The 24,492-nt window shown below is 60.9% G+C and carries 22 protein-coding genes; 10 read left to right on the top strand and 12 right to left on the bottom strand.

The window, feature by feature from the left end; genetic code table 11:
* Positions 1-7: 7 nt before the first annotated feature.
* The 3 genes from INT12_RS10325 (at position 8) to INT12_RS10315 (ending at position 4,917) form a co-directional block, all read left to right on the top strand.
* On the top strand, positions 8-394 hold the full coding sequence (locus tag INT12_RS10325; RefSeq protein ID WP_017849418.1) for a response regulator: 387 nt from the start codon (positions 8-10) through the stop codon (positions 392-394).
* A 255-nt stretch (positions 395-649) separates the two neighbouring features.
* Positions 650-1,273: a response regulator transcription factor gene (locus INT12_RS10320; RefSeq protein ID WP_017849417.1), complete on the top strand. Its 624-nt coding sequence runs from the start codon at positions 650-652 to the stop codon at positions 1,271-1,273.
* 8 nt (positions 1,274-1,281) lie between these two features.
* On the top strand, positions 1,282-4,917 hold the full coding sequence (locus tag INT12_RS10315) for a transporter substrate-binding domain-containing protein (RefSeq protein ID WP_193039854.1): 3,636 nt from the start codon (positions 1,282-1,284) through the stop codon (positions 4,915-4,917).
* A gap of 39 nt (positions 4,918-4,956) precedes the next feature.
* Here the strand turns inward: INT12_RS10315 and INT12_RS10310 are convergent, their stop codons facing one another.
* A complete protein-coding gene (locus tag INT12_RS10310) occupies positions 4,957-5,439 on the bottom strand; it encodes a GAF domain-containing protein (protein ID WP_193039855.1) in 483 nt (160 codons plus the stop codon).
* Positions 5,436-6,326 carry an ATP-binding protein gene (locus INT12_RS10305; protein WP_193039856.1) on the bottom strand — a complete coding sequence of 297 codons (891 nt, stop codon included), beginning with the start codon at positions 6,324-6,326 and terminating at the stop codon, positions 5,436-5,438. The genes INT12_RS10310 and INT12_RS10305 overlap by 4 nt, the downstream gene beginning before the upstream one ends.
* A 169-nt stretch (positions 6,327-6,495) precedes the next feature.
* On the opposite strand from INT12_RS10305, the gene INT12_RS10300 reads away from it, so the two are divergent.
* On the top strand, positions 6,496-8,805 hold the full coding sequence (locus INT12_RS10300) for a response regulator (protein WP_193039857.1): 2,310 nt from the start codon (positions 6,496-6,498) through the stop codon (positions 8,803-8,805).
* On the opposite strand, the gene INT12_RS10295 is transcribed toward INT12_RS10300, so the two are convergent.
* The 3 genes from INT12_RS10295 to msrB form a co-directional block, all read right to left on the bottom strand.
* Positions 8,786-9,250 (bottom strand): MarR family winged helix-turn-helix transcriptional regulator, encoded by a 465-nt coding sequence (locus INT12_RS10295; protein WP_046384229.1) that lies wholly within the window; start codon positions 9,248-9,250, stop codon positions 8,786-8,788. The two genes, INT12_RS10300 and INT12_RS10295, sit on opposite strands and share 20 nt — an antisense overlap.
* On the bottom strand, positions 9,247-9,732 hold the full coding sequence (locus INT12_RS10290; protein ID WP_017849411.1) for a glutathione peroxidase: 486 nt from the start codon (positions 9,730-9,732) through the stop codon (positions 9,247-9,249). Before INT12_RS10290 ends, INT12_RS10295 begins: the two co-directional genes overlap by 4 nt.
* A gap of 127 nt (positions 9,733-9,859) precedes the next feature.
* A complete protein-coding gene (msrB, locus tag INT12_RS10285; RefSeq protein WP_017849410.1) occupies positions 9,860-10,252 on the bottom strand; it encodes a peptide-methionine (R)-S-oxide reductase MsrB in 393 nt (130 codons plus the stop codon).
* 202 nt (positions 10,253-10,454) lie between these two features.
* Between msrB and INT12_RS10280 the strand changes: the two genes are divergently transcribed.
* Both INT12_RS10280 and htpX read left to right on the top strand, forming a co-directional pair.
* The gene (locus INT12_RS10280; RefSeq protein WP_017849409.1) at positions 10,455-11,666 is read left to right on the top strand and encodes a pyridoxal phosphate-dependent aminotransferase; all 1,212 of its coding nucleotides are present in this window, start codon (positions 10,455-10,457) and stop codon (positions 11,664-11,666) included.
* Between the two features lie 304 nt (positions 11,667-11,970).
* Positions 11,971-12,858, top strand: a complete 888-nt coding sequence (gene htpX / locus INT12_RS10275) for a protease HtpX (RefSeq protein WP_017849408.1) — start codon at positions 11,971-11,973, stop codon at positions 12,856-12,858.
* Between the two features lie 71 nt (positions 12,859-12,929).
* Here the strand turns inward: htpX and INT12_RS10270 are convergent, their stop codons facing one another.
* Positions 12,930-13,586 carry a thiopurine S-methyltransferase gene (locus tag INT12_RS10270; RefSeq protein ID WP_046486434.1) on the bottom strand — a complete coding sequence of 219 codons (657 nt, stop codon included), beginning with the start codon at positions 13,584-13,586 and terminating at the stop codon, positions 12,930-12,932.
* Positions 13,587-13,688: 102 nt separating this feature from the next.
* On the opposite strand from INT12_RS10270, the gene INT12_RS10265 reads away from it, so the two are divergent.
* Positions 13,689-14,456, top strand: coding sequence for a DODA-type extradiol aromatic ring-opening family dioxygenase (locus tag INT12_RS10265; protein ID WP_104903642.1), 768 nt, complete (start codon positions 13,689-13,691; stop codon positions 14,454-14,456).
* Positions 14,457-14,645: 189 nt separating this feature from the next.
* Here the strand turns inward: INT12_RS10265 and INT12_RS10260 are convergent, their stop codons facing one another.
* On the bottom strand, positions 14,646-15,641 hold the full coding sequence (locus INT12_RS10260; RefSeq protein ID WP_226926105.1) for a hypothetical protein: 996 nt from the start codon (positions 15,639-15,641) through the stop codon (positions 14,646-14,648).
* A 369-nt stretch (positions 15,642-16,010) separates the two neighbouring features.
* Positions 16,011-17,684: a DEAD/DEAH box helicase gene (locus INT12_RS10255; protein ID WP_017849506.1), complete on the bottom strand. Its 1,674-nt coding sequence runs from the start codon at positions 17,682-17,684 to the stop codon at positions 16,011-16,013.
* 423 nt (positions 17,685-18,107) lie between these two features.
* Between INT12_RS10255 and INT12_RS10250 the strand changes: the two genes are divergently transcribed.
* Positions 18,108-18,899 (top strand): crotonase/enoyl-CoA hydratase family protein, encoded by a 792-nt coding sequence (locus tag INT12_RS10250; RefSeq protein ID WP_017849507.1) that lies wholly within the window; start codon positions 18,108-18,110, stop codon positions 18,897-18,899.
* 117 nt (positions 18,900-19,016) lie between these two features.
* Here the strand turns inward: INT12_RS10250 and INT12_RS10245 are convergent, their stop codons facing one another.
* The gene (locus INT12_RS10245) at positions 19,017-19,772 is read right to left on the bottom strand and encodes a spermidine synthase (RefSeq protein ID WP_193039858.1); all 756 of its coding nucleotides are present in this window, start codon (positions 19,770-19,772) and stop codon (positions 19,017-19,019) included.
* A 125-nt stretch (positions 19,773-19,897) separates the two neighbouring features.
* Here INT12_RS10245 and INT12_RS10240 point away from each other — a divergent pair, with 125 nt between their 5' ends.
* Positions 19,898-21,244, top strand: a complete 1,347-nt coding sequence (locus INT12_RS10240) for a class II 3-deoxy-7-phosphoheptulonate synthase (RefSeq protein WP_017849509.1) — start codon at positions 19,898-19,900, stop codon at positions 21,242-21,244.
* 31 nt (positions 21,245-21,275) lie between these two features.
* Here the strand turns inward: INT12_RS10240 and INT12_RS10235 are convergent, their stop codons facing one another.
* Entirely contained in the window at positions 21,276-22,499 is a 1,224-nt protein-coding gene (locus tag INT12_RS10235) for a winged helix-turn-helix domain-containing protein (protein ID WP_193039859.1), read from the bottom strand.
* A gap of 45 nt (positions 22,500-22,544) precedes the next feature.
* The gene (locus INT12_RS10230) at positions 22,545-22,751 is read right to left on the bottom strand and encodes a DUF1127 domain-containing protein (RefSeq protein ID WP_169885167.1); all 207 of its coding nucleotides are present in this window, start codon (positions 22,749-22,751) and stop codon (positions 22,545-22,547) included.
* A gap of 70 nt (positions 22,752-22,821) precedes the next feature.
* Here INT12_RS10230 and INT12_RS10225 point away from each other — a divergent pair, with 70 nt between their 5' ends.
* A complete protein-coding gene (locus INT12_RS10225; RefSeq protein ID WP_032805034.1) occupies positions 22,822-23,703 on the top strand; it encodes a LysR family transcriptional regulator in 882 nt (293 codons plus the stop codon).
* On the opposite strand, the gene INT12_RS10220 is transcribed toward INT12_RS10225, so the two are convergent.
* Positions 23,693-24,442, bottom strand: coding sequence for a sulfite exporter TauE/SafE family protein (locus tag INT12_RS10220; RefSeq protein ID WP_193058841.1), 750 nt, complete (start codon positions 24,440-24,442; stop codon positions 23,693-23,695). The two genes, INT12_RS10225 and INT12_RS10220, sit on opposite strands and share 11 nt — an antisense overlap.
* Positions 24,443-24,492: the final 50 nt, after the last annotated feature.

Genomic DNA, 24,492 nt, shown 5'->3' with positions numbered 1-24,492 from the left:
CCTTCCTATGTTCAAGAATTGCCTTCGCATCCTGTTGGTGGAGGATCACCCCTTTCAGCTCCTGGCAACCCAGTGCCTGCTCAACAGCTTCGGCTTCGAGCACCTGACCCTGGCGGAAAACGCCGAACAGGCGATCCGCTTGATGACCCAGTCCGAACGGCCCTTCGACCTCATGTTGTGCGACCAATGCCTGCCAGATCTGCCCGGGCTTGAGTTAGTCGAAATCGCCGGTCGGCGGGGGTTTATCGCAGGGGCGATCCTGCTGAGCGGCCTGCCCCTGCCCGAACTGGCGAATCTGAAGACTCAAGCCTTACAACGTAACTTGCCGTTACTTGGTTATTTATCAAAACCGTTAAACCGGGACGAACTAATGACGCTGATAAGCCCGCTGTAAATGTAGGAATTTAAACATCTCCATATAGGAAAAACTTACCACAATAACCGCTTAACCGGTGGGCCAAGGCCCGAACCCACATCGCCGACCGAATTCTGAAACAGACGTCCACAAAGCCTTGATAGATCGTAAGGCAATACCTTTTTTAATGTAGGAATATTCCTGTTCTGTATCTACGCCCCCTCACCTCCATGCTCCCGCCTCGCCTTCTGAGCTAATGTGCCCGCTTTATTTGCACTTGCATGGAATGTGATTATGAACACAGTTTTCATCATTGATGACCATCCTGTTATCAGGCTGGCGATTCGTATGTTGTTGGAACACGAAGGCTATAAAGTCGTCGGCGAAACGGATAACGGTTGTGATGCAATACAAATGGTTCGCGAATGCCTTCCAGATCTGATCATTCTGGATATCAGTATTCCAAAACTTGATGGCCTCGAAGTGCTGTGCCGATTTAACGCAATGAATACTTCGATGAAAACCCTGATTCTGACGGCCCAATGCCCAACCCTGTTCGCCACCCGCTGCATGCGCTCGGGCGCCGATGGCTATGTGTGCAAAGAGGGCGACCTGAGTGAACTGCTGAGTGCCATCCGCGCTGTATTATCCGGCTACAACTACTTCCCCAGCCAGGCATTGAACGCCTGCGGCCCGGACAGTAATTCCCAGGAACTGGAACTGTTCAAGGCAGTGAATGATCGCGAATTAATGGTCTTGCAACTTTTTGCACAAGGTCGCACCAACAAGGAAATTGCCAAAGGTATGTTTCTCAGTAACAAAACCGTCAGCACCTACAAAAAGAGGCTTATGCAAAAACTCAAAGCCAAGTCCTTGGTAGAACTTATCGAGTTGGCAAAACGAAACGCGCTAGTGTGAGAAAGCGGATGCCCAGGCGTATAAAGGACTATCTGATCATATTGAGCGCAGGCGTGTGCTTGAGCACCTCTGTGCTCGCTGCTCAAACGGAACCGGAACACTTCACCTTATTGAGCCGCGCAGGCGCCGTTCAACTGGACACTCAACTGGACAAGACGCAACGCCAGTGGCTGCAGAACAAACGCGAACTGGTACTCGGCGCGGCAGCTCCCGATTACCCGCCCTTCGACCTCACGTCCAGCGGACGCGACTATGAGGGGCTCACGGCCGATTACGCCGGGCTGTTGGCCAAGGCGCTGGCGCTCCCCGTCAGAGTGCTGCGCTACCCCAACCGGGAAGCCTCCATCCAGGCGCTTGAAGCCGGTGAAATAGACCTGCTGGGCTCGTCCAATGGCTTTGAGGCCACCAACCCGCTGCTCACCCTTTCAGCACCGTATGCCGTGGACCAGCCAGTGCTGGTGACACGCGAGGGCGAAACCCGCAGCCTCAGTGAGGGCCTGGCCGGGCTGCGCCTGAGCCTGGTCTATCACTACCTGCCGCTGGGCGAAGTCGAGAAGCTGTATCCCGAGGCGACCATCCACACCTACCCCTCTTATCAGAACGCCCTGAATGCAGTGGCATTCGACCAGGCGGATGTGTTTCTCGGCGACACCATTTCCACCCATTACATGATCAACAAGGGCTACCTGAAAAATATCCGCATGGCCAACTTCGGCAAGCACGAAGCCTATGGTTTCAGCTTTGCCGTGCGCCAGGACCAGCACACCCTCTTGAGCATCCTCAACGCGGTGCTGGCGGCGGTGCCGACCAATGAACAGGAGAGCATTGCCAAACGCTGGAGTGCGGGCAGCGACATCCTGCTCACCGCGCAAAAACTGCAACTGACGCAACGCGAGGAACGCTGGCTGAAGGCGCACCCGGTGGTCCGGGTAATCGCCAACGAAACCTTCGCGCCATTGACCTTCTTCGATGCCGACGGCAACTTCCGCGGCATCACCGCCGACCTCCTGGAGCTGATACGCCTGCGCACCGGGTTGCGCTTCGAGATCCTGCGCGCACGCGATGTCAACGCGATGATCGAGCAAGTCGATACCGGCAAAGCCGACCTCATCGGCGCCATAATTCCCAGCACGGAACGCGAAGCTCAACTGAACTTCAGTCGCCCCTATCTGGAAAACTCCTACGTATTGCTCACGCGCAAGGAACCCGACGCCCCATCAAATCTTGAACAGATGGCAGGCAAGCGCCTGGCGATTACCCAAGGCAACCCTCTGGAAAGCCTTCTGCGCAAGGATTTCCCGCGCATTCACCTGGTGGAAACCAGTGACACCTTCAAGGCCTCGGAACTCCTGGCCCAAGGGCATGTGGAAGGCGCGGTGAACTCGTTGGTGATCGCCAACTATTTCCTGTCCTCCCAAGTGTTTCAGGACAAACTGCAGATCAGCGGCAGCATCGGCACCCTCCCCGCAGTCTTTGCGCTGGCCACGTCACGGGGTGCCACCGAGTTGAGCGCGATCCTCGACAAGGCGCTGCTGAGCATCGCCCCCGATGAGCTCGGGGTGATCAACAGCCGTTGGCGAGGCTACGCCGCCGCCTCCGACAGCTACTGGCGCAACTACCACCACCTGATTGCCCAGATCATCCTCGTCACCGGCCTGCTGCTGCTGATTTCCCTGACCTGGAACGCCTACATGCGCCGGGAGATCAAGCACCGTAAGATGGCCGAACGCGCCCTCAACGACCAGTTCGAATTCATGCGCGCACTGGTCAACGAAACGCCGCACCCGATCTATGTCCGCGACCGCAACGGCCTGTTGCAGACCTGCAACGACAGCTACCTGCAGGTGTTCGACGTCAAGCGCGAAGAGGTCATCGGCAAAAGTGTGATGCAGATGAGCACGGCCCAGGCAACCGAAGCGGCTCAGTATCACGCCGACTATCTGCGCGTGGTCGCCGAGGGCAACCCGCTGATCCTTGATCGCACCCTGCTCATCAATGGCAAAAAGCTGACGATCTACCACTGGATACTGCCCTACCGCGACTCCACCGGCGAAGTCCAGGGCATCATCGGCGGCTGGATCGACATCAGCGAACGACGCCAGCTGTTCGATGAGCTGCGCGCCGCCAAGGAACGTGCCGACGAAGCCAACCGTGCCAAGAGCACCTTTCTGGCAACCATGAGCCACGAAATCCGCACCCCGATGAACGCGGTGATCGGCATGCTCGAACTGACCCTCAAACGCGCCGACCAGGGGCATCTCGACCGCCCGGCGATCGAAGTCGCCTACCACTCGGCCAAGGACCTGCTGGAGCTGATCGGCGATATTCTGGACATCGCGCGGATCGAATCCGGCCGCCTGAGCCTGGCACCGGAGCGTGTGAACCTGCGGGAAGTGATCGAGTCGGTAGTGCGGGTATTCGACGGCCTGGCACGCCAGAAAACCCTGAGTTTGCTGCTGGAGTTCAAGCCCGAGCTCGATGACACCGACGTGCTGATCGACCCGCTGCGCTTCAAGCAGGTGCTGTCCAACCTGGTGAGCAATGCGATCAAGTTCACCGAGCGAGGGCAGGTAAAGATCAAGGTGCAGGTGCAAGCCACCGAATTGGCACAGCAGGTCGAAATGAAGCTGGTGGTCGAAGACACGGGGATCGGCATCAGCCGCGACGACCAGTTGCGCCTGTTCGAACCCTTTGCCCAGGCCGACAATTCCGGGCAATTGGCCCGCAGCGGCGCGGGCCTGGGGCTGGTGATCTGCCGCAGCCTGTGCGCGATGATGGGCGGGCAACTGAGCCTGAGCAGCGTGCCCATGGTCGGCACCCAGGTGCATGTCAGCCTGAAGATGAACTGCCTGCAGCCCATCCAGGCCGCGGATGAACCCCTGCCGGCCGCGCCCGCACCGGCGCCGGTGCTCAACGTGCTGGTGGTGGATGATCATCCGGCGAATCGCCTGCTGATGTGCCAGCAACTGGGTTACCTGGGCCACCAGTTCACCGCAGCCCAACATGGCGCCGCCGGGTTCCAGGCCTGGCGCCAGGCGCACTTCGACCTGGTAATCGCCGACTGCAACATGCCCATCATGAATGGCTATGAGTTAAGCCGCTCGATCCGTGAGTATGAGCAGCGGGAGCAACTGACACCCTGCGTGGTCCTGGGGTTTACCGCCAACGCCCAGCCCGAAGAGAAGCTGCGCTGCGCCGAAGCCGGGATGAACGACTGCCTGTTCAAACCGATCAGCCTCACGGCGCTGGAACGGCAACTGGCGCAGATCGCGCCGCAGCCGTCCGGCCCGCGACTCGACCTCAGCCACTTGGATGCGCTGACGGGCGGCGATCCGCAACTGACTCGGCGGCTGCTTGAGGAACTGCTGAGCAGCAGTTGTCACGATCGCCAGATATTGGTCACGTTGTGGGCCCAGCAGGCTTCACTGCAGGACATCATCGAGCAGGCCCACAAGATCAAGGGCGCTGCGCGTATCGTCCAGGCCAGTGTACTGGCGGCGCAATGCGAAGCGCTGGAGCAGGCCTGCGCCCGCGGCGATGATCGGGCGGTGATCGAAACCGGCATCAAGACCCTGGAAAAGTGCATGCTGGAACTGGAGCGCCTGCTGCACATGCAACTCAACGGCCTGGGCTCTCCAGGGTAGGCAGGAGCGCGCCGCACGGCCCGCCCCCGCAACGGTCGGTCAGCAGTCGGTCAGGCGCAGGAAAATCGCCGCCAACTGCTCGATACCAACCTGGTCTTGCGCGGTAAACCGGGCCAGCGACGGGCTGTCGAGGTCGAGGACGCCAATCAGTCGGCCATCCTTGACCAGCGGCACCACCAGTTCACTGTTCGATGCACTGTCACAGGCGATATGCCCCGGGAACGCATGCACATCTTCCACCCGCTGGGTCTGGCGCGACGCGGCCGCCGCACCGCACACGCCACGCCCGAACGGAATGCGTACACACGCGATCTGCCCCTGGAACGGCCCCAACACCAACTCTTCGTGACGGTTGAGGTAGAAACCGGCCCAGTTCAAGTCACCCAACTGATTGAACAAAAACGCAGAGAACTGCGCGCTGTTGGCGATGAAATCGCGCTCATCGGCCAGCAGCGACTCCAACTGCGCACACAACATGGCATAGCCATCCAGACCGCTGCCGGCCTGCTGCAAATCGATCATGGTTGACGCTCCAGCAATTTGAGGCCCACCCAGTAACGGGCGAATTGATACGCGCAACGGCCGTTGCGGTTGCCACGCCCGGTGGCCCAGCGCACGGCGAGGATATCGAGGTCTTCATCACGCTGCCACTGCAGGCCGGCCTTGCGCGCCAGCTCGCCGATCCAGTGTTCCACCACGTTCAGGAAATGTTCCTGAGTGAATGGGTAGAACGACAGCCACAGGCCAAAACGATCGGACAAGGCGATCTTGTCTTCCACCGCCTCACTCGGGTGCAGCTCGCCATCCACGCGTTTCCAGTTATCGTTGTCGCTCTGGTTTTCCGGCACCAGGTGACGACGGTTGGACGTGGCATACAGCAGCACGTTTTCCGGCGCCTGTTCCAGTGAGCCGTCCAGCACGCTCTTGAGCACGCGGTAATCGCCTTCACCGGCCTCGAACGACAGGTCATCGCAGAACAGAATGAAACGCTGCGGCAGCTTGAGCAGTTGTTCGACCACACGCGGCAGGTCGGCGAGGTGATCGCGTTCGATTTCGATCAAGCGCAAACCGGCGCTGGCGTGCTGGGCGAGCAAGGCGCGCACCATCGACGATTTCCCCGTGCCGCGCGAGCCCCACAGCAGCGCATGGTTGGCGGGCAGGCCATCGAGGAACTGTTGGGTGTTGCGCGCCAATGTTTCACGCTGCTTGTCCACACCGATCAGGTCGGACAGGCGCATGTCCAGGCTGACCTCCAGCGGCAGCAGGAAGCCGCTGCGACCCTCACGCTGCCAACGGGCCGCAATGCATTGGTTCCAGTCGATGGTTTGGCGCGGGGCTGGCAACAGGGGTTCCAGGCGCGCGAGTACGGCATCGGCGCGCTCAAGAAAGGCATTCAATCGAGAATCCACGACTATTCCTCTGGCAAGTTCTTGTAAAAGATGGCGTATTGGCAACCCTGCGGCCGAGCGCTCCGGGCTGCACCTCTAAAACTGACGATTCGTGCCGGGCAAGCCTGAACCTGTGGATGTTCAGCTATGCTTGCCGGGCGAAGGGAAACGTGAAGTGGTTCAACACTCGATGGATATCAAGTTCGCCCACCGCTTGTCTTATAAACAAGCCAGATTGACTGTGCTGGTCGGTTTCGTCTTGGGAACCTTGCTCAGCCTGATCCAGATCGGCATTGATTATGCCAGCGAAGACGCATCCATCAACCGTGAAATTCGTTCGCTGATTGAAATCAGCCATAACCCGGCGTCGCGCATCGCCTACAACATCGACGCCGAGTTGGCCCAGGAGCTGACCCTCGGCCTGTTGCACTCCCCCGCCATCATTCAGGCGCGGTTGACCGACAACAACGGCGTGGTACTGGCCGACGTCGGACGGCCGCGCAAGGAAAGCCCCTACCGGCCCGTCAGCGATTTCCTGTTCGGCGCCAACCGCCAGTTTGAAGACCGGCTGTTCCTCAGCCATATGCCCAATGAATCCCTTGGCGTGCTGCGCCTCGACGTAGACACCTACGCCTTTGGTAGCCGCTTCCTGCACCGTGCCGAGGTCACCCTGATCAACGGGTTTGTGCGCAGCCTGCTGCTGACCGGGATCCTGCTGGGCCTGTTCTATGTGATGCTGACCCAACCGCTGGTACGCATCATTCGCGAGCTGAGCACGCGCAGGCAGACACGCCTGGATTGCCCGCCGGGGCACGAGCACGATGAAATCGGCGTGCTGGTCAACATGGCCAACCAGCAATTCGACACCCTGGAAACCGAGATCCAGCAGCGCCGTCACGCCGAGGACCGCCTCACCGAGTACCTGGGACAACTGGAAAACATCGTCTCGGCGCGCACGCTGGAGCTCAAGGCCAGCAACCAGCGCTTGAGCCAGTCCAACGATGAGTTGGAAGCAGCAAGAATGAACGCGCTGGGCATGGCTCAGGCGCGGGCGGCGTTCCTGGCCAATATGAGTCACGAAATCCGCACGCCGCTCAATGGGTTGCTGGGCATGATCGCGCTGTCGCTGGACAGCCCGCTCAACGCCGAGCAGCGCCAGCAACTGTCGATCGCCCATGACTCCGGCAAGGTGCTGGTGGAACTGCTCAACGATATCCTCGACCTGTCCAAGTTCGACGCGGGCCAGTTGGAGCTGGAGCACATCCCGTTCGACCTCGGCGCGCTGGTGGAAGACACCGCCAACCTGTTATCGCAGAACGCCGCGCCGAGTGTCGAACTGACGTGCCTGATCAACCCGCAGTTCCCGGCGCAGGTGCTCGGCGACCCGACACGTGTGCGGCAGATCGTCAGTAACCTGCTGTCCAACGCCTTGAAGTTCACGCGCTTCGGCCGCGTGGATGTGCGCCTCAGCGCCCAGGATGGCCGAGTAAAAATCGAAGTGTGCGACACCGGGATCGGCATTGCCCAGGACGCGCAGGTGAAGATCTTCCAGCCGTTCACCCAGGCTGGCGCGGGCATCACCCGCCAGTTTGGCGGCACCGGCCTGGGCCTGGCGCTGACCCATAACCTGTGCGAGGCGATGCACGGTCGGCTGAGCATCAGTTCGGAAGTCGGCTTCGGCAGCCAGTTCTGCGCCGACCTGCCGCTGCCCGCCCATTTACCTGCGCCCCGGCTCGCGCCGCTGACGGGCGAAGTCATTGCAATCACCAGTGCCGACAGCGGCCTGGCGGAGCTGCTCAGCACCCTGCTACCTCACTGGGGGCTGACAGTGCATTGCTATTCTATCGATGAGGACTTGAGCGGGAAAAAACCCGACTTGCTGATCACAGACTGCCCGGAGTGCCTGTTTCGCCTGCGCCCGGCCATCACGGCGCCGATCCTGCTGGTGACCGCCTATGGCAATTTCATGCCCAGTGAGGAAGTCGCGGCCCTGGCGCCGTTGCAGCAACAGGCGCGCCCTTTGAGCCGCAACGCGCTGTACCAGATCCTGCAACGTAATCTGCGCAGCGACGCGCACTTGATCCTCGACCCGATCGCACTCGATGCCACGCCCCTGGTCCACCGGGCACGCATCCTGCTGGTGGAGGACAACCCGGTCAATCAACTGGTGGCCAAGGGCATGCTCAGCAAGTTGGGCTGCGAAGTGATCGTCGCCGCCCATGGTGGCGAAGCGCTCAAGTTCCTCGAAGAACAGCACTTCGACATGGTGTTGATGGACTGCAACATGCCGGTGATGGATGGCTACGAGGCCAGTCGGCAGATTCGTCGCAGCGGGCGCTGGCCGGACCTGCCCATTGTCGCCCTGACCGCCAACGCGCTGTCGGAAGAACGCGAGCGTTGCCGGGCGGCGGGGATGAATGACTACCTGGCCAAGCCGTTTCGCCGCGAAGAACTCAATGCGCTGCTGGACCTGTGGGTGCCTAAGACGACAAGTCTCTGATCTGCGCGAGCAATTGGTCCAACCCCTCGCGCAAGGCATCGGCCTGGTTGAGGTCGACACCGCTGTCGCACAGTAAGCGGGTTTTCAATTGATGGGCCTGGCCGCGCAACTGCACCCCGGCGTGGCTCAGGCTCAAATGCACTTCGCGTTCATCCTGCGCGCTGCGCTGGCGTCTCACTAACCCAAGCTGCTCCAGGCGCTTGAGCAGCGGCGTCAGCGTGCCCGAATCGAGCATCAAGCGCTCGCCCAGGGCCTTTACCGTGGGCTGGGGCGGCGTCGCGTGGTGCCATTCCCACAACACCAGCATCACCACATATTGCGGGTAGGTCAGGCCCAACTGGTCAAGCATCGGTTTATAGGCGCGGGTCACCGCGCGCGATGCGGCGTAGAGCTTGAAACACAGCTGGTTGTCCAGCGCCAGGGACACGGTGGGCAGGTCGGTCATTTGAGCAGGGCTTCAATCTCTTGGGTCAACTCCTGGGGCTTGGTGGTTGGCGCAAAGCGCTTGACCACCTGGCCGTCGCGACCGATGAGGAACTTGGTGAAATTCCACTTGATGCCCTTGGAGCCCAGCAGGCCCGGCGCGCGTTTTTTCAACTGCACGAACAGCGGGTGGGCAGCGCCGCCATTGACGTCGATCTTCTTGAACAACGGGAAGCTGACGCCGAAATTCAGCTCGCAGAACTCGGCAATCGCGCCTTCGTTGCCCGGTTCCTGCTTGCCGAACTGGTTGCACGGAAACCCCAGCACCACCAGGCCCTGGTCCTTGTACTGCTGCCAGAGTTGCTCCAGGCCCTTGTACTGCGGGGTGAAGCCGCATTTGCTGGCAGTGTTGACCACGAGAATGGCCTTGCCGGCAAAATCGGCCAAGGTCTTTTGCTCACCCTTGATGGTGGTGCAAGGGATGCTCAGCAGGTTGTCGCTCATGGCAATGCCTCGGATAAGGAGAAAGAAGGAAAAACATAGCGAGCAATTCAATTGCGTGCAATTGAATTGATCAAACTGATAGCCCGGTATACATCGCCCCCGCGCAAGACGCAGGGGCGACTCAGGCTCAGCGCGGCACGAGGTCCAGGCACACCGAGTTGATGCAATAGCGCAGGCCGGTCGGCGGCGGGCCATCCGGGAACACATGCCCCAGGTGCGCGTCGCACTTGGCACAGGTGACTTCGGTGCGGATCATGCCGTGGCTGACATCGCGGATCTCGATCATCGCGCTGTCGGCGATCGGTGCGTAGAAGCTGGGCCAGCCGCAGCCGGAATCGAACTTGGTGGTAGAGTCGAACAGCGGCTCATTGCAGCAGATGCAGTGATATACGCCGTCGGTCTTGGTGGCATTGTACTTGCCGGAAAACGGCCGTTCGGTGCCCTTCAGGCGGCACACGTTGTATTGCTCCGGATCGAGCATCGCTTTCCATTCATCAATGGTTTTCTGCAGCTTTTCCATCAGTACACCTCGGCAACTGAAAAACCCTGATCTGTGTCTTTTCCAGGGATCAGGCGGCACGTATGATTGCGCCTCTTCAACCCGGCAGTCTGGCACCCGCGTTAGCGGCATTCAAACGTATTTATGGGTGCGACCAACGCAGGATTCTCAGCACGGTAGGCTCCGCACCGTCTGGATCGTTCATTTTCAGGATCACATCGCCATGCAGGTCAGCAAATCGAACAAGCTCGCCAACGTCTGCTACGACATTCGCGGCCCGGTGCTCAAGCACGCCAAGCGCCTGGAAGAGGAAGGCCATCGCATCCTCAAGCTGAACATTGGCAACCCGGCGCCCTTTGGTTTCGAAGCGCCGGACGAAATCCTCCAGGACGTGATCCGCAACCTGCCCACCGCCCAGGGCTACAGCGATTCCAAAGGCCTGTTCAGTGCGCGCAAGGCGGTGATGCAGTATTACCAGCAGAAGCAGGTCGAAGGTGTCGGCATCGAGGACATCTACCTGGGCAACGGCGTGTCCGAACTGATCGTGATGTCGATGCAGGCCTTGCTCAACAATAGCGACGAAGTGCTGGTGCCGGCGCCGGACTACCCGCTGTGGACCGCCGCGGTGACCCTGGCCGGTGGCCGCCCGGTACACTACCTGTGCGACGAAGGCGCCGACTGGTTCCCGGACCTGGCCGACATCAAGGCCAAGATCACCCCGAACACCAAGGCGCTGGTCATCATCAACCCGAACAACCCGACCGGCGCCGTGTACTCGCGGGAAGTGCTGCTGGGCATGCTCGAGCTGGCGCGCCAGCACAACCTGGTGGTGTTCTCCGACGAGATCTACGACAAGATCCTCTACGACGACGCCGTCCACATCTGCACCGCCTCCCTCGCGCCGGACCTGCTCTGCCTGACCTTCAACGGCTTGTCCAAGTCCTACCGCGTGGCGGGTTTCCGCTCCGGCTGGGTCGCCATCTCCGGGCCCAAGCACAACGCCCAGAGCTACATTGAAGGCATCGACATGCTGGCCAATATGCGCCTGTGCGCCAACGTACCGAGCCAGCACGCGATCCAGACTGCGCTGGGCGGTTACCAGAGCATCAACGATCTGCTGCTGCCTCAGGGCCGCCTGTTGGAACAACGCAACCGCACCTGGGAATTGCTCAACGACATTCCCGGCGTCAGTTGCGTGAAGCCGATGGGCGCGCTGTACGCCTTCCCACGCATCGACCCGAAAGTCTGCCCGATCCTCAACGACGAGAAGTTCGTGCTCGACCTGCTGCTGTCGGAAAAGCTGCTGGTGGTGCAAGGCACCGCGTTCAACTGGCCGTGGCCGGATCACTTCCGCGTGGTGACCTTGCCGCGTGTGGATGACCTGGACATGGCCATCGGTCGCATCGGCAACTTCCTCAAGTCCTATCGCCAGTAACGACTATTACGCTGTACGACCGGGATCTGGTCGTACAGCGAGTATCTGGCAACACTTCTCTGCCCATTGCCCCGCTCCGCACTGCGTTTGCCCCTCTCCCAGCGCGTGCCCCTTATAATCAAAGGGCCGCGAGGCAACAGGAGGCTGATCAAGCGGGGCAATACAGGTGGGAAATTCCCTTCAAGACTCTACATTCAGGCTGTAGGACACAGTTTGAAATAGTCGCTCGGTTGAATCACCCCATGTCGCACCTTATATACCCCGCAGTACGCGACATATTTAGCATGAGGAGAACTCTACAACCATGATGCGCATCCTGCTGTTCTTGGCCACCAACCTGGCGGTCGTGCTGATTGCCAGCATCACCCTGAGCCTTTTCGGCTTCAACGGGTTCATGGCGGCCAACGGGGTTGATCTGAACCTCAATCAGCTGCTGATCTTCTGTGCGGTCTTTGGTTTTGCCGGCTCGCTGTTCTCGCTGTTCATCTCCAAGTGGATGGCGAAGATGAGCACCAGCACCCAGGTCATCACTCAGCCACGCACCCGGCATGAGCAATGGTTGCTGCAGACCGTCGAACAGTTGTCCCGCGAGGCCGGTATCAAGATGCCGGAGGTCGGGATCTTCCCGGCCTATGAAGCCAACGCCTTTGCCACCGGCTGGAACAAGAACGACGCGCTCGTTGCGGTGAGCCAGGGCATGCTGGAGCGCTTCTCCTACGATGAAGTCAAGGCGGTGCTGGCCCACGAGATCGGCCATGTGGCGAACGGTGACATGGTCACCCTGGCGCTGGTCCAGGGCGTGGTGAACACCTTCGTGATGTTCTTCGCGCGGATCATCGGCAACTTCGTCGACAAGGTGATCTTCAAGAACGAAGAAGGCCGCGGCATTGCCTACTACGTGGCAACCATCTTCGCTGAACTGGTGCTGGGCTTCCTGGCCAGCGCGATCGTGATGTGGTTCTCGCGCAAACGGGAATTTCGCGCGGACGAAGCCGGTGCCCGCCTGGCCGGCACCGGGGCGATGATTGCAGCCTTGCAGCACCTGCGCTCCGAACAGGGCCTGCCGGTGCATATGCCGGACAGCCTGACCGCGTTTGGCATCAACGGCGGCATCAAGCAGGGCCTGGCACGCATGTTCATGAGCCACCCGCCGCTGGAAGAGCGGATTGACGCACTGCGTCGTCGCGGCTGACCGCTTGGCGGCGACACGGAAAGGGGCGATCTGATCGCCCCTTTTTTGTGGGCGCCTTGCCCGCCCAGGACTCAGCGCTTCGTGAGTCGGTAGACTCGCTCTTCCAGCCGGGTTACGCCGTCCTGAACGAACTTCCAGCTCTCACCCAAAACGTCCTGCTCCTCAAGCACTTCGAGGGCCCAGTGCGCCCCCAGCAGCGCCTTCACCTCATCATCGGTCACCGCAAACGGTGGGCCGGCCTTTTGCGTCTGGTCGTAGTCGAGGGTAATCAGCAACCCCTTGCAACCCGGCCCCAGAAGCGTATTGAGGTGCTCGGTGTAGCGCGCCCGCATCAGCGGCGGCAAGGCGATCAACGCCGCGCGATCATAAAGCGCCGTGCAATCGAGCAGCGCCTGCGCGTCCAGCGCGAAGAAATCACCGCACCACACCTCGATCACATCCGCCTGGTACACCTTGAACACGCCACGTTGGCTGATATGCGGTGTCAGCCCCTGCTCACTGAAGAATGCCTCAACCGCCTGCTCCGACAGTTCTACCCCGAGCACGCGACAGCCTTGACCGGCCAGCCACACCAGATCCAGGCTTTTGCCACACAAGGGCACCAGCACCTTTGCCCCCTGCGCGACCGCCAACTGCGGCCAGTGCCGTTGCAGATACGGGTTGACCTCGCGCAAGTGAAAACCGATCTGATTACGCGCCCAGCGCTCCCGCCAAAACTGAGAATCCATACATCACCCTAAAAATTCGATCAAAAGGCGCTAAAACTTATATTAGATTTAGATCATTGATCTGGTTGAAGATGGGCCATGTTAACCCTGAGGGCCCTTCTAATGCTCCCCACTCTGTTTATCTCCCATGGTTCGCCCATGCTCGCCCTGCAACCCGGCGCCAGCGGCCCGGCTCTGCAGCGCCTGGCAGCTGAACTGCCACGGCCGAAGGCGATTGTGGTGGTGTCGGCGCATTGGGAAAGTCAGGAATTGCTGGTCAGCGGCAACGCCGCACCGGAAACCTGGCATGACTTCGGCGGCTTTCCGGCCGAGTTGTTTGCCGTGCAATACCCGGCGCCGGGCGACCCGCAATTGGCGCGCGACATTGTCGAGTTGCTGCACGCCGATGGCTTGAATGCGCGCATCGATGAGCGCCGTCCCTTCGACCACGGCGCCTGGGTGCCGCTGTCGCTGATGTACCCGGCCGCGGATATCCCGGTGGTGCAGGTGTCCTTGCCCAGCCGTATGGGCCCTGCCCTGCAGACCCGGGTCGGACACGCCCTCGCCAGCCTGCGCGAACAAGGCGTGTTGCTGATCGGCTCCGGCAGCATCACCCACAACCTCGGCGAACTGGATTGGCACGCCGGGTCCGAAAGCATCGAGCCGTGGGCGCGGGCGTTTCGTGACTGGATGGTGGACAAGCTTGCCGCCAACGACGAAGCCGCGCTGCACGATTATCGCCGCCAGGCGCCCAACGCCGTGCGCAGCCATCCCAGTGATGAACATTTACTGCCGCTCTACTTTGCGCGGGGTGCCGGCGGCGACTTCAGCGTGGCGCACCAAGGCTTCACCATGGGCGCGCTGGGCATGGACATCTACCGCTTCGGCTGACGCACATCCCGATGCGCGGGCAAACCCAGATTGAGGGCCGCCCGTAAAGCGAGCGCGGCCCAAGAAGAAAACCCGGATATCCTCACCTGCGTGGGCCTTCCGGGTTTTTGCATCGCCAACATTTTCAAGGGGCGCAACTCCAACAGGCGTAGCGTTGAAACGCTTACTCAGGCTCTATCAACAGCGCCTTCAGGCTTTCTTCGCATAACCTGCGCCCTGAAAAGAGAATTGTATTTCCTTACCTTTACCCGCTTCGCTGATCACCCGCTGCAGTCCCACCATCGAGTTCTTGTACCGGCCATAGAGCCCATCACTCTTGATTTCACCCACCCTGACATTGCCCTTATCGTCTGTAGTAAAGGGGGCGGAGAAACTACCGCGAGTAGGTGCGATCTGCGAACTTCGGTCTATTTTCGCGCCGTAATGTTCGACGAAGCCTCTGTCTCTGCCAGCCAAGGCAAACTTCTGATCGACATAAATATCTTTGACATGCTGCTTGGGGCCCGGCATGTCGGCATCGGTAACGTCCTGAATAAACCCCCTCAACTTATGGGCATCCTCAGGATCTCGTTCTACCGTGAGGTTATATTTATTCCCAAATTTAAAATCTACCAAGGTGCTGTTACTGGCGCCTTTTCCCCCATCAAACTCGGGGCGGCCTTGTGGCGCTTTGAAATGCTCACCGTTTCCAGAAAACACAATCAGCGCCTTGCCATCCCCGCGCGGCTGCATCCCAATATAGCCACGGCCAAGAGGCCGACCTTGCGCATCATTGACGCCAAACTGCATCGCATAATAAATCCCTGCGTCCTTGCTTCCTTTTCGTTGAAGGCCTTCGTCGATACTCATTGGAAACGTAATGTTACTCAACCCAGCGCCAGGCGCGGACAGCGAGTAACTCAGGCCATACAACCCATTGGGCGATGTGGCTACCTTCTTGATTTCCAGTTTTGGATCGCTGACTTTATTAAGCGTTGACGTCGTGGTCGCAGACGCTACAGGCATGGATCGCGTATTTCTTCTTGAACGAGCAGCCGCGGCATCCGAAGCGAGTGCGCGCTCGGTCCATGGCAAACCGTGCTCGCGCGCTGGCTCTCTCGCCTGATTAACAGGCGGTTGGCTGGGAGGATAAGTCGCAGGCTCAGGCATTGTTTGTGGAAACAACTGTGAATTACTAATACGCATAACAGCCACAGCTCCTTTCTGGAAAAATCAATCAATAGCCGTCAAGCCCGGCGCCTATCCCTCGACACGGTTACAAGCGAACCTTTCCAACTTGAACAACTGACGAGAGCAGATTGAGAGCGTTTTTTACCCTTGAGCGATGCAACTCAGGTTTATCCGCCCCCCCCGTCACTTGATAGTAAAAACTTTACGCAAAGCCGGCTGCCAGAAAGGCCGCTCAGAAACTCAGACTTTTCCTAAACCCAATAAGATCAGTAGCTGACCGTTATGGCCGACCACCCCACGACGATCCGCGCCAATTGCCGGGCAAAAAAAATCCCCGAACCAGTCGGGGATTTTTTAGGTGCGATCAATCAGCCCAGGGGCGGATCAATCTTCGCGGTAGCGACGCAGCTTGAGCTGCTTACCGGCAACGCGTGTGTCTTTCAGCTTGGTCAGCAGTTTTTCCAGACCGTCTTCCGGCAGCTCCACCAGGGAGAAGCTGTCACGGACCTGGATGCGACCGATGGCTTCACGTGCCAGGCCACCCTCGTTGAGGATAGCGCCCAGCAGGTTCTTGGCCGCGATACCGTCACGCGCGCCCAGCGCGGTACGGCAGCGAGCACGACCTTCAGCCAATGGCACCGGAGCGCGACGCTCACGATCACCACGCTCAGGACGGTCACCGGAACGCTCTGGACGATCACCGCGTGGCGCGTTGTTCGGTACCAGTGGGCGTTCTTTCTCGATGGCTGCCAGGGTCAAGGCCTGAGCGTTGGTAGCTTTGCGCAGCAGGGCTGCAGCCAGGGCACGTGGGGTGCAACCGATATCGGCGGTCAGGCGGTCCAGCAGGTCGCCGTGGGTCGATTCAGCGTCAGCCACCAGTGGCGACAGGCTGTTGGTCAGTTTCTTGATGCGTGCATCGAGAACGGCCTGGGCATCCGGCAGGCGGACTTCGGCAACCTTCTGACCGGTCACACGCTCGATCACTTGCAGCATGCGGCGCTCACGCGGCGTCACCAGCAGCAGTGCGCGACCTTCGCGACCCGCACGGCCGGTACGGCCGATACGGTGAACGTAGGACTCTGGATCGTAAGGCATGTCAACGTTGAACACGTGGGTGATACGTGGAACGTCGAGACCACGAGCAGCTACGTCGGTCGCTACAACGATGTCCAGACGGCCATCCTTGAGGGAGTCGATCACGCGCTCACGTTGGTTCTGGGCGATGTCACCGTTCAGCGCAGCGGCTTTGTAGCCTTTGGCTTCGAGGGCACTGGCCAGGTCCAGGGTCGCTTGCTTGGTACGCACGAACATGATCAGCGCGTCGAAGTCTTCGACTTCCAGCAGGCTCAATACAGCCGAGGTCTTCTGGTCAGCGTGAACCAACAGGTGAGCCTGTTCGATCGCGGTAACGGTCTGAGTCTTGGTCTGGATCTTCACGTGTTGCGGATCGCGCAGGTGGCGTTCGGCAATGGCACGGATCGACTGCGGCAGGGTGGCCGAGAACAGCACGGTCTGACGGGTCGGTGGCAGTGCCTTGAAGATGACTTCCAGGTCATCCATGAAGCCCAGCTTCAACATTTCGTCAGCTTCGTCCAGAACCAGGTGGTTCACGGTCGACAGGACTTTCTCGTCACGACGCAGGTGGTCGCACAGACGACCCGGAGTGGCGACAACGATCTGTGCGCCATTACGGATAGCCTTGAGTTGCGGGCCCATCGGCGCGCCGCCGTAGACGGCCACAACGGTTACGCCTGGCATTTGCTTGGCGTAGGTTTCAAAAGCGGTTGCTACTTGCAGCGCCAACTCACGAGTTGGCGCCAGGATCAGGGCTTGCGGTTCGCGCTTGGCAGGATCGATGCAGTGCAGGATAGGCAGGGCGAACGCGGCGGTTTTACCGGTACCGGTTTGCGCCTGGCCAATCATGTCGTGGCCGGCCATGATGATCGGGATCGATTGCTGCTGAATCGCCGAAGGTTCTTCGTAGCCAGTCGCAATGACGGCAGCAAGAATGTTCGGGTTAAGATTAAAAGCGGCGAAGCCGCCGGTTTCCTGGGTCATGGGTCTGCCTCTAAGTGCATCCGCAAAGACCCATGCTCCAAAGCTGCGCATGCCGTGTTGAGACTCAAGAGTCGCCCTGGCTGCTTTGTCGGCGGGGATTTGCGAAAACGAATGAATGAAAAAGATTCGTCAAGGAAGAGTCCGCTGTGCGGACGTGCAGCCGAAGCTGACTTCGGGGAATTGCGCTACCTAAACGCGGCCCGGTTAAAGGCCGGCGCGCACTATACCGGAAATAGCTGAAAAAGGGAGCTTTTTTTATCGCAAAGCACCGATAAACCGCACTGCGTCACCGCCTTTGCGCAGATGGGCTCCAGGGTCTATTTTTCAAGTGCCCGGCCCTATTGGCTGAAACGCTTAAACGGTTCATCCGCACACTCGGCCCCTTTGGTCCGAAACCCCTTACTGCGCCCGAGGGCACACCCGATGAATCAAGCCAGCAGCAGCCTCGTCAGCCGTGAACTCCTGGGTCATGTCCTGTTGTTGGGCCTGGATCGGGTCGCCAAGCGCAATGCCTTTGACCTGGATCTGCTCAACGCACTGAGCCTGGCCTATGGCGAATTTGATCGAAACGACGATGCGCGGGTGGCCGTGGTGTTCGCCCACGGCGACCACTTCACCGCCGGGCTGGACCTGGCCAACGTCAGCGCAGTGATGGCCGGAGGCTGGCAACCGCCACCGGGGGGCTGCGATCCCTGGGGCGTGTTCGCCGGCCCTCGGGTCGGCAAACCGGTGATCGTCGCCGCTCAGGGCTACTGCCTGACCCTTGGCATCGAGTTGATGTTGGCGGCGGATATCAATCTCTGCGCGAGCAACACCCGCTTCGCGCAGATGGAAGTACAACGTGGGATCTTTCCATTTGGCGGTGCGACGTTGCGCTTTCATCAAATAGCAGGCTGGGGCAACGCCATGCGCTGGCTGCTCACCGGCGATGAGTTCGATGCCCACGAAGCCCTGCGTCTGGGGTTGGTGCAGGAAGTGATGGCCAGCGAAGACCTGCTGCCGCGCGCCATCGAACTGGCCAGCCGCATCGCGCGCCAGGCGCCCCTCGGCGTGCAAGCCACGTTGATGTCGGCCCGCCTGGCGCGCTTGGAGGGCGAAGCTGTCGCGGCCGCGGCGTTACCGCCGCTGGTCGCGCAATTGTTCAACAGCGAAGACGCCAAGGAAGGCGTGCGCGCCATGCTCGAGAAGCGCCCGGGGGTATTCAGGGGAATTTGAGTTGGCCGTGCCGCAGTCATCGCGAGCAAGCCCGCGCCCATATCGACCGCATTCCTTCAGGATGTGCTCGGTCAAATGTGGGAATGGGCTTGCTCGCGATGACGCCCGTTCAGACAACTAGGTTGCCGGCCGAATCGCCTTGATCAATGGCTGCAACGAATAGCCCAATCGCGGTGCCAGCGCTTCGGCGCGGGCCGAGAGCGCCGCAGCGTCCAGCACCTGATCCAACTCCGAAGGCACCAGCAGGATCACATTGCCCTCCTTCACCGGCAGCTCCCAATAATGCCGGTGATACAACCCGCGCAGCAGGGCCGCACCCAACGGCTTGCCGTCGTCGGTGGCCCACTGGTTGATCACCAGCCAACCGCCGGGGTTGAGTTTCTTCTGGCAGTTTTCCAGGAAGGTCCAGGCCAGGTGCCCGACGCCGGGGCCGACATCGGTGTACAGGTCGACGAAGATCAGGTCGGCCGTTTCGGCGGTCTCGAGCAATTCCAGGGCGTCGCCAATGCGGATGTACAGGCGCGGATCGTCGTCCAGCCCCAGGAACTCAATGGCCAGGCGCGGCACTTCGGGGCGCAGCTCGATGGCTTCGACATCCTCCAGCGGCAGGAACTTGAGGCACGCCTGGGTCAGCGTGCCGGCGCCCAGGCCGAGGAACAACGCGCTTTCCGGCTGCTCGTGGCACAACGCACCGATCAGCATCGCACGGGTGTAGTCGTACTCCAGCCAGCTCGGGTCGGCGGTGAACACGCAGCTTTGCTCGATGGCGTCGCCAAACTCGAGAAAACGGTAATCGGCCACTTCGAGCACGCGGATCATGCCGAAGTCATCATGGACCTCGGCCAGCAGGCGCTCGACACGCTCCTCGCTCATCTACAACTCCTAACGGGTTCACCCCAGGGCAAAGGCGCGATTGTCGGCCAACCGGCGGCAACAGGTCACGCACTAATTGCTGATAACATTGGCGCCCGACCGTCAATCACCCTATCGAGTCCACGATGAGCCAACCCTGGAGCCCCGACAGCTGGCGCGCCCTGCCGATCCAGCAACAACCCCAGTACCCGGACGCTGCACACCTGTTACAGGTGGAGCAGAGCCTGGCCAGCTACCCGCCGCTGGTATTTGCCGGGGAGGCCCGCGAGTTGCGCCGCCAGTTTGCCGAGGTGACCCAGGGTCGCGCCTTCCTGCTGCAAGGCGGCGACTGCGCCGAGAGTTTTGCCGAGTTCTCCGCCGCAAAAATCCGCGACACCTTCAAGGTGCTGCTGCAGATGGCTATCGTGATGACCTTCGCCGCGGGCTGCCCGGTGGTGAAAGTCGGGCGCATGGCCGGCCAGTTCGCCAAGCCGCGCTCGTCCAACGATGAAACCATCGATGGCGTCACCTTGCCGGCCTACCGTGGCGATATCGTCAACGGCATCGGCTTCGACGAAAAAAGCCGCGTGCCGGACCCCGACCGCCTGCTGCAGTCCTACCACCAGTCCACCGCCACCCTTAACCTGCTGCGCGCGTTCGCCCAGGGCGGGTTTGCCGACCTGCACCAGGTACACAAGTGGAACCTGGACTTCATCGCCAACTCCGCACTGGCCGAGAAGTACAGCCAGTTGGCGAACCGTATCGACGAAACCCTGGCCTTCATGCGCGCCTGCGGCATGGACAGCTCGCCGCAACTGCGCGAAACCAGCTTCTTCACCGCCCACGAAGCGCTGCTGCTCAACTACGAACAAGCCTTCGTGCGCCGCGACAGCCTGACCAACGACTACTACGACTGCTCGGCCCACATGCTGTGGATCGGCGATCGCACCCGTCAGTTGGACGGCGCCCACGTCGAGTTCCTGCGCGGGGTACACAACCCGATCGGGGTCAAGGTCGGCCCGAGCATGAACCCGGATGACCTGATCCGCCTGATCGACATCCTCAACCCGGACAACGACCCCGGCCGCTTGAACCTGATCGCGCGCATGGGCGCCAACAAGGTCGGCGACCACCTGCCGGCGCTGCTTCGCGCCGTGCAGCGTGAGGGCAAACAGGTGCTGTGGAGCTCCGACCCGATGCACGGCAACACCATCAAGGCCAGCAGCGGCTACAAGACCCGCGACTTTGCGCAGATCCTCGGCGAGGTGAAGGAATTCTTCCAGGTACACGAGGCCGAAGGCACCTATGCCGGCGGGATTCATATCGAGATGACCGGGCAGAACGTCACCGAATGCATCGGCGGCGCGCGGCCGATCACCGAAGATGGCTTGTCGGACCGCTACCACACCCACTGCGACCCGCGGATGAATGCCGATCAGTCGCTGGAGCTGGCGTTCCTGATCGCCGAGACGTTGAAGCAAGTAAAACGGTGACACCATTCGGTAGGCGCGAGCAAGCTCGGGCCTACCGTGATGTGAGCATCGCCGCCCTTAATCGGTCGGCACTCGGCCGTGGGCAATTGAGCTGCACCTGTTCGAGCCCCAGCCAATCGGCCATTTGCCGCAAGTTCAGCGCCAGCGCGCACATCCCCTCCTCGTCCAGCCCCGGCGTTTCTTCATGCACCGCATGCACGGCCAGGCGGCCGTGGGCGCGTTCGGCACGCAGGTCGACGCGCGCGGCGATCCGCTCGTTGTGCAGAAACGGCAGCACGTAGTAGCCGTACACCCGCTTGTCCTGCGGCGTATAAATCTCCAGCCGATAACGGAAATCGAACAGCCGTTCGGTGCGGCTGCGCTCCCAGATCAGCGAATCGAACGGCGACAACAGCGCGCTGGCCGGCACCTTGCGCGGTACTTTCGGCTCCGGCAGGCAGTAGGCCGGCTGCTTCCAGCCCTGCACGCGGCACATCAGCAATTGGCCGTCTTCGACCAGCTCGGCCAAACGGCTGCGAGTGTCGGCAGGCTCCAGGCGGAAATAATCGCGCAGATCTTTTTCGCTGCCCACACCCAGCGCAGTCGCACTGTGCAGCAGCAAACCGCGCTGAGCCTCGGCCTCGCTCAACGGCGCCTGGTGCAGCCGGTCGCCGGGGATCACGCGCTCGGGCAAATCATAGAGCCGCTCGAACCCGCGCCGACCGGCAACCGTGACCAGGCCAGCGGCGAACAGCCATTCCAGCGCGTGCTTTTCATCGCTCCAGTCCCACCACGGGCCGGCGCGCTCGGCGCGGGTCGACAGACTGCCTGCACCCAGGGCGCCCTGTTGTTCGACAGTGTTCAACACGCGCTGGATGATGGCCTGCTGCTCGCGACCAAAACGCGCCATCTGCGCGTAGATCCCCTGCCCTTGTCTTGCCCGCTCCATGCGCCAGCGCATCAAGGGGTACAGCGCCATCGGCAACAACGAGGCCTCATGCCCCCAATACTCGAACAACGAACGCTGTCGGCCCTGGCTCCAGGCCGCCTGCTCAAGCAGTGACGGGGCGTACTGACCCAGGCGGGAAAACAACGGCAGGTAATGGGAGCGCACCACGGCATTGACCGAATCGATCTGCAGCACGCCCAGGCGGTCGATCAAGCGGTTGAGGTGTGTGGCCTTGATCAATGCAGGCGCCTGGCGCCCGGAAAAGCCCTGGGCGGCCAGTGCCATGCGGCGCGCTTGCTTGAGGGAAAACGACAGGTCGGCGGGCATGGACATCTCCGTATGAACGTACCGACCACCCTACTGCATCCTCGGTCATTTTCGCAGTGGGTCTTCCCAGAAATGCCAATGGGTTTCGTGCTCCACATCAGCGCGACTCAGCCCGATATCCTTGAGCGCCGCATCGCTCAGCGTGGCCACTAACCGACGCTCGTACCGCAATACCTGCCACCGCGCAATCGCTTGGAACAGCCCGGAAAGCGGCCGCTTCGTCCATCCTGCACAACCTGTTTGACCTTTCATCTTCTCGCCCTCCCTTGGGGATGACGCGAGTGTGTGCCGGCGGCTATGATCAATCCAACGAATGTTTCTTATGAAATACATCTCAGGAATTGATCAATTGGCCGCCTACCCAAGCATCGACACCGACGTGCTGCGCACCTTCGTCGCCATCGCCGACCAGGGTGGGTTTACCCGCGCCGGCGAGCAGGTCAACCGCACCCAATCGGCGGTCAGCATGCAGATGAAGCGCCTGGAAGAAGACGTGCTGCAGCGCAAACTGTTCGAGCGCGACGGCCGCCAAGTGCGGCTGACGCCGGAGGGCCAGGTGCTGCTGGGGTATGCGCGGCGCATCCTGAAACTGCACAGCGAGGTGTTCAACACCCTGCGAGAACCGCATATGGTCGGGCTGGTACGCATCGGCACCCCGGACGACTATGTGATGCGCTTCCTGCCGGGGATTCTCAAACAGTTTTCCAAGGCCTACCCGTTGATCCAAATCGAGATGCACTGCGAAGCATCCACCGTGCTGATGCAACGGCGGGATCTGGCGTTGACGGTGATCAGCCGCGAACCCGGCAATGATATCGGCGAGCTGTTGCGCACCGAGCGCGTGGTGTGGGCCGCGGCGCCGTGTTTCTGCGTGGACGAGCACGACGCCCTGCCACTGGCGATGTCCGGCGCCGATTGCCTTTACACCCAGTGGGCGCGTACCTCACTGGATACCGTCGGGCGCAATTATCGCCTGGCCTACAACAGCACCAACGGGGCGGCGATCCAGGCCGTGGTCAGCGCCGGCCTGGCAGTGATGGTCAGCATGGAAAGCCTGGTGACGGATGACCTGCGCGTGCTCGGCAGTGACGAGGGTTTCCCACCCTTGCCGTCGATGAATCTGCGCTTGTTACGCAACCCGCTGATGACGTCACCTATCACCGAATGCCTGGCGGAGTACATCATCGACGGTTTCAAACCTTAAACATCAGCATCACGGCGCACACCACCAGGAAACCGCAGAACAAACCGCGCAACAGGCGCTCCGGCAGAGCGTGGGCAACTTTTACACCCCAACTGATGCTGAGCAGGCCACCGACCGCCAGGGGGATGCCGATCATCCAGTCCACTTCGTGGTGCCAGGCGTAAGTGACAAGAGTCACCCCGGTGCTGGGCAGCGCCAAGGCCAGGGACAAGCCTTGGGCCACCACCTGGGTGGTGCCGAACACACTGGTCAGCACCGGCGTGGCGACCCCCGCACCACCGACACCGAACAAACCGCCCATAGAGCCGGAGCCCGCGCCCAACACCCCGAGCCACGGCCAGGCATGGCGCATCTGTGCCGTCGGCGGCGCATTGCGGGTGAACATGCGCAGCAGGTTGTAGGCCGACAGCGCCAGCAGAAATGCGATAAAGCCGACACGCATCGCGCCGGCGTCCAGGCCCACGGCCCAGATCGAGCCGAGCCAGGCAAAGCTGAAGCCCATCACCCCCAGCGGCAGCGCGTGGCGCAGTTCAATGCGATTACGCTGGTGATAACGCCACAGCGCGAGCATCACGTTGGGCACCACCATCACCAGCGCGGTGCCTTGGGCGATCTGCTGATCGAGGCCGAACAGCACGCCGAGCACCGGGATGGCAATCAACCCGCCGCCAATGCCGAACAGGCCGCCCACCGTGCCCAATGCCGCGCCCATAACCAAGTACATCGCTAAATCCAACACCACGCATTACTCCACAATCCCAAGCCTTGCATGCTACGCAGTCCGCTCTG

It is taken from the genome of Pseudomonas sp. K8 (assembly GCF_014889455.1).
In the GTDB taxonomy this organism is placed as follows: Bacteria; Pseudomonadota; Gammaproteobacteria; order Pseudomonadales; family Pseudomonadaceae; genus Aquipseudomonas; species Aquipseudomonas veronii.
The sequence above is the reverse complement of the archived record's forward strand: the minus strand, read 5'-3'. Positions and strand labels throughout refer to the sequence as shown.

Excerpts from the sequence above, each read along its gene's own strand:
- INT12_RS10280 (WP_017849409.1), top strand. The coding sequence starts at position 10,455 with ATGCAGGTCAGCAAATCGAACAAGCTCGCCAACGTCTGCTACGACATT.
- INT12_RS10310 (WP_193039855.1), bottom strand. The coding sequence starts at position 5,439 with ATGATCGATTTGCAGCAGGCCGGCAGCGGTCTGGATGGCTATGCCATG.
- INT12_RS10245 (WP_193039858.1), bottom strand. The coding sequence starts at position 19,772 with ATGAGCGAGGAGCGTGTCGAGCGCCTGCTGGCCGAGGTCCATGATGAC.
- INT12_RS10270 (WP_046486434.1), bottom strand. The coding sequence starts at position 13,586 with ATGGATTCTCAGTTTTGGCGGGAGCGCTGGGCGCGTAATCAGATCGGT.
- INT12_RS10235 (WP_193039859.1), bottom strand. The coding sequence starts at position 22,499 with ATGCCCGCCGACCTGTCGTTTTCCCTCAAGCAAGCGCGCCGCATGGCA.
- INT12_RS10250 (WP_017849507.1), top strand. The coding sequence starts at position 18,108 with ATGAATCAAGCCAGCAGCAGCCTCGTCAGCCGTGAACTCCTGGGTCAT.
- INT12_RS10240 (WP_017849509.1), top strand. The coding sequence starts at position 19,898 with ATGAGCCAACCCTGGAGCCCCGACAGCTGGCGCGCCCTGCCGATCCAG.
- msrB (WP_017849410.1), bottom strand. The coding sequence starts at position 10,252 with ATGGAAAAGCTGCAGAAAACCATTGATGAATGGAAAGCGATGCTCGAT.
- INT12_RS10290 (WP_017849411.1), bottom strand. The coding sequence starts at position 9,732 with ATGAGCGACAACCTGCTGAGCATCCCTTGCACCACCATCAAGGGTGAG.
- INT12_RS10255 (WP_017849506.1), bottom strand. The coding sequence starts at position 17,684 with ATGACCCAGGAAACCGGCGGCTTCGCCGCTTTTAATCTTAACCCGAAC.
- INT12_RS10225 (WP_032805034.1), top strand. The coding sequence starts at position 22,822 with ATGAAATACATCTCAGGAATTGATCAATTGGCCGCCTACCCAAGCATC.
- INT12_RS10230 (WP_169885167.1), bottom strand. The coding sequence starts at position 22,751 with ATGAAAGGTCAAACAGGTTGTGCAGGATGGACGAAGCGGCCGCTTTCC.
- INT12_RS10300 (WP_193039857.1), top strand. The coding sequence starts at position 6,496 with ATGGATATCAAGTTCGCCCACCGCTTGTCTTATAAACAAGCCAGATTG.
- INT12_RS10265 (WP_104903642.1), top strand. The coding sequence starts at position 13,689 with ATGCTCCCCACTCTGTTTATCTCCCATGGTTCGCCCATGCTCGCCCTG.
- INT12_RS10260 (WP_226926105.1), bottom strand. The coding sequence starts at position 15,641 with ATGCGTATTAGTAATTCACAGTTGTTTCCACAAACAATGCCTGAGCCT.
- INT12_RS10320 (WP_017849417.1), top strand. The coding sequence starts at position 650 with ATGAACACAGTTTTCATCATTGATGACCATCCTGTTATCAGGCTGGCG.
- htpX (WP_017849408.1), top strand. The coding sequence starts at position 11,971 with ATGATGCGCATCCTGCTGTTCTTGGCCACCAACCTGGCGGTCGTGCTG.
- INT12_RS10295 (WP_046384229.1), bottom strand. The coding sequence starts at position 9,250 with ATGACCGACCTGCCCACCGTGTCCCTGGCGCTGGACAACCAGCTGTGT.
- INT12_RS10325 (WP_017849418.1), top strand. The coding sequence starts at position 8 with ATGTTCAAGAATTGCCTTCGCATCCTGTTGGTGGAGGATCACCCCTTT.
- INT12_RS10315 (WP_193039854.1), top strand. The coding sequence starts at position 1,282 with ATGCCCAGGCGTATAAAGGACTATCTGATCATATTGAGCGCAGGCGTG.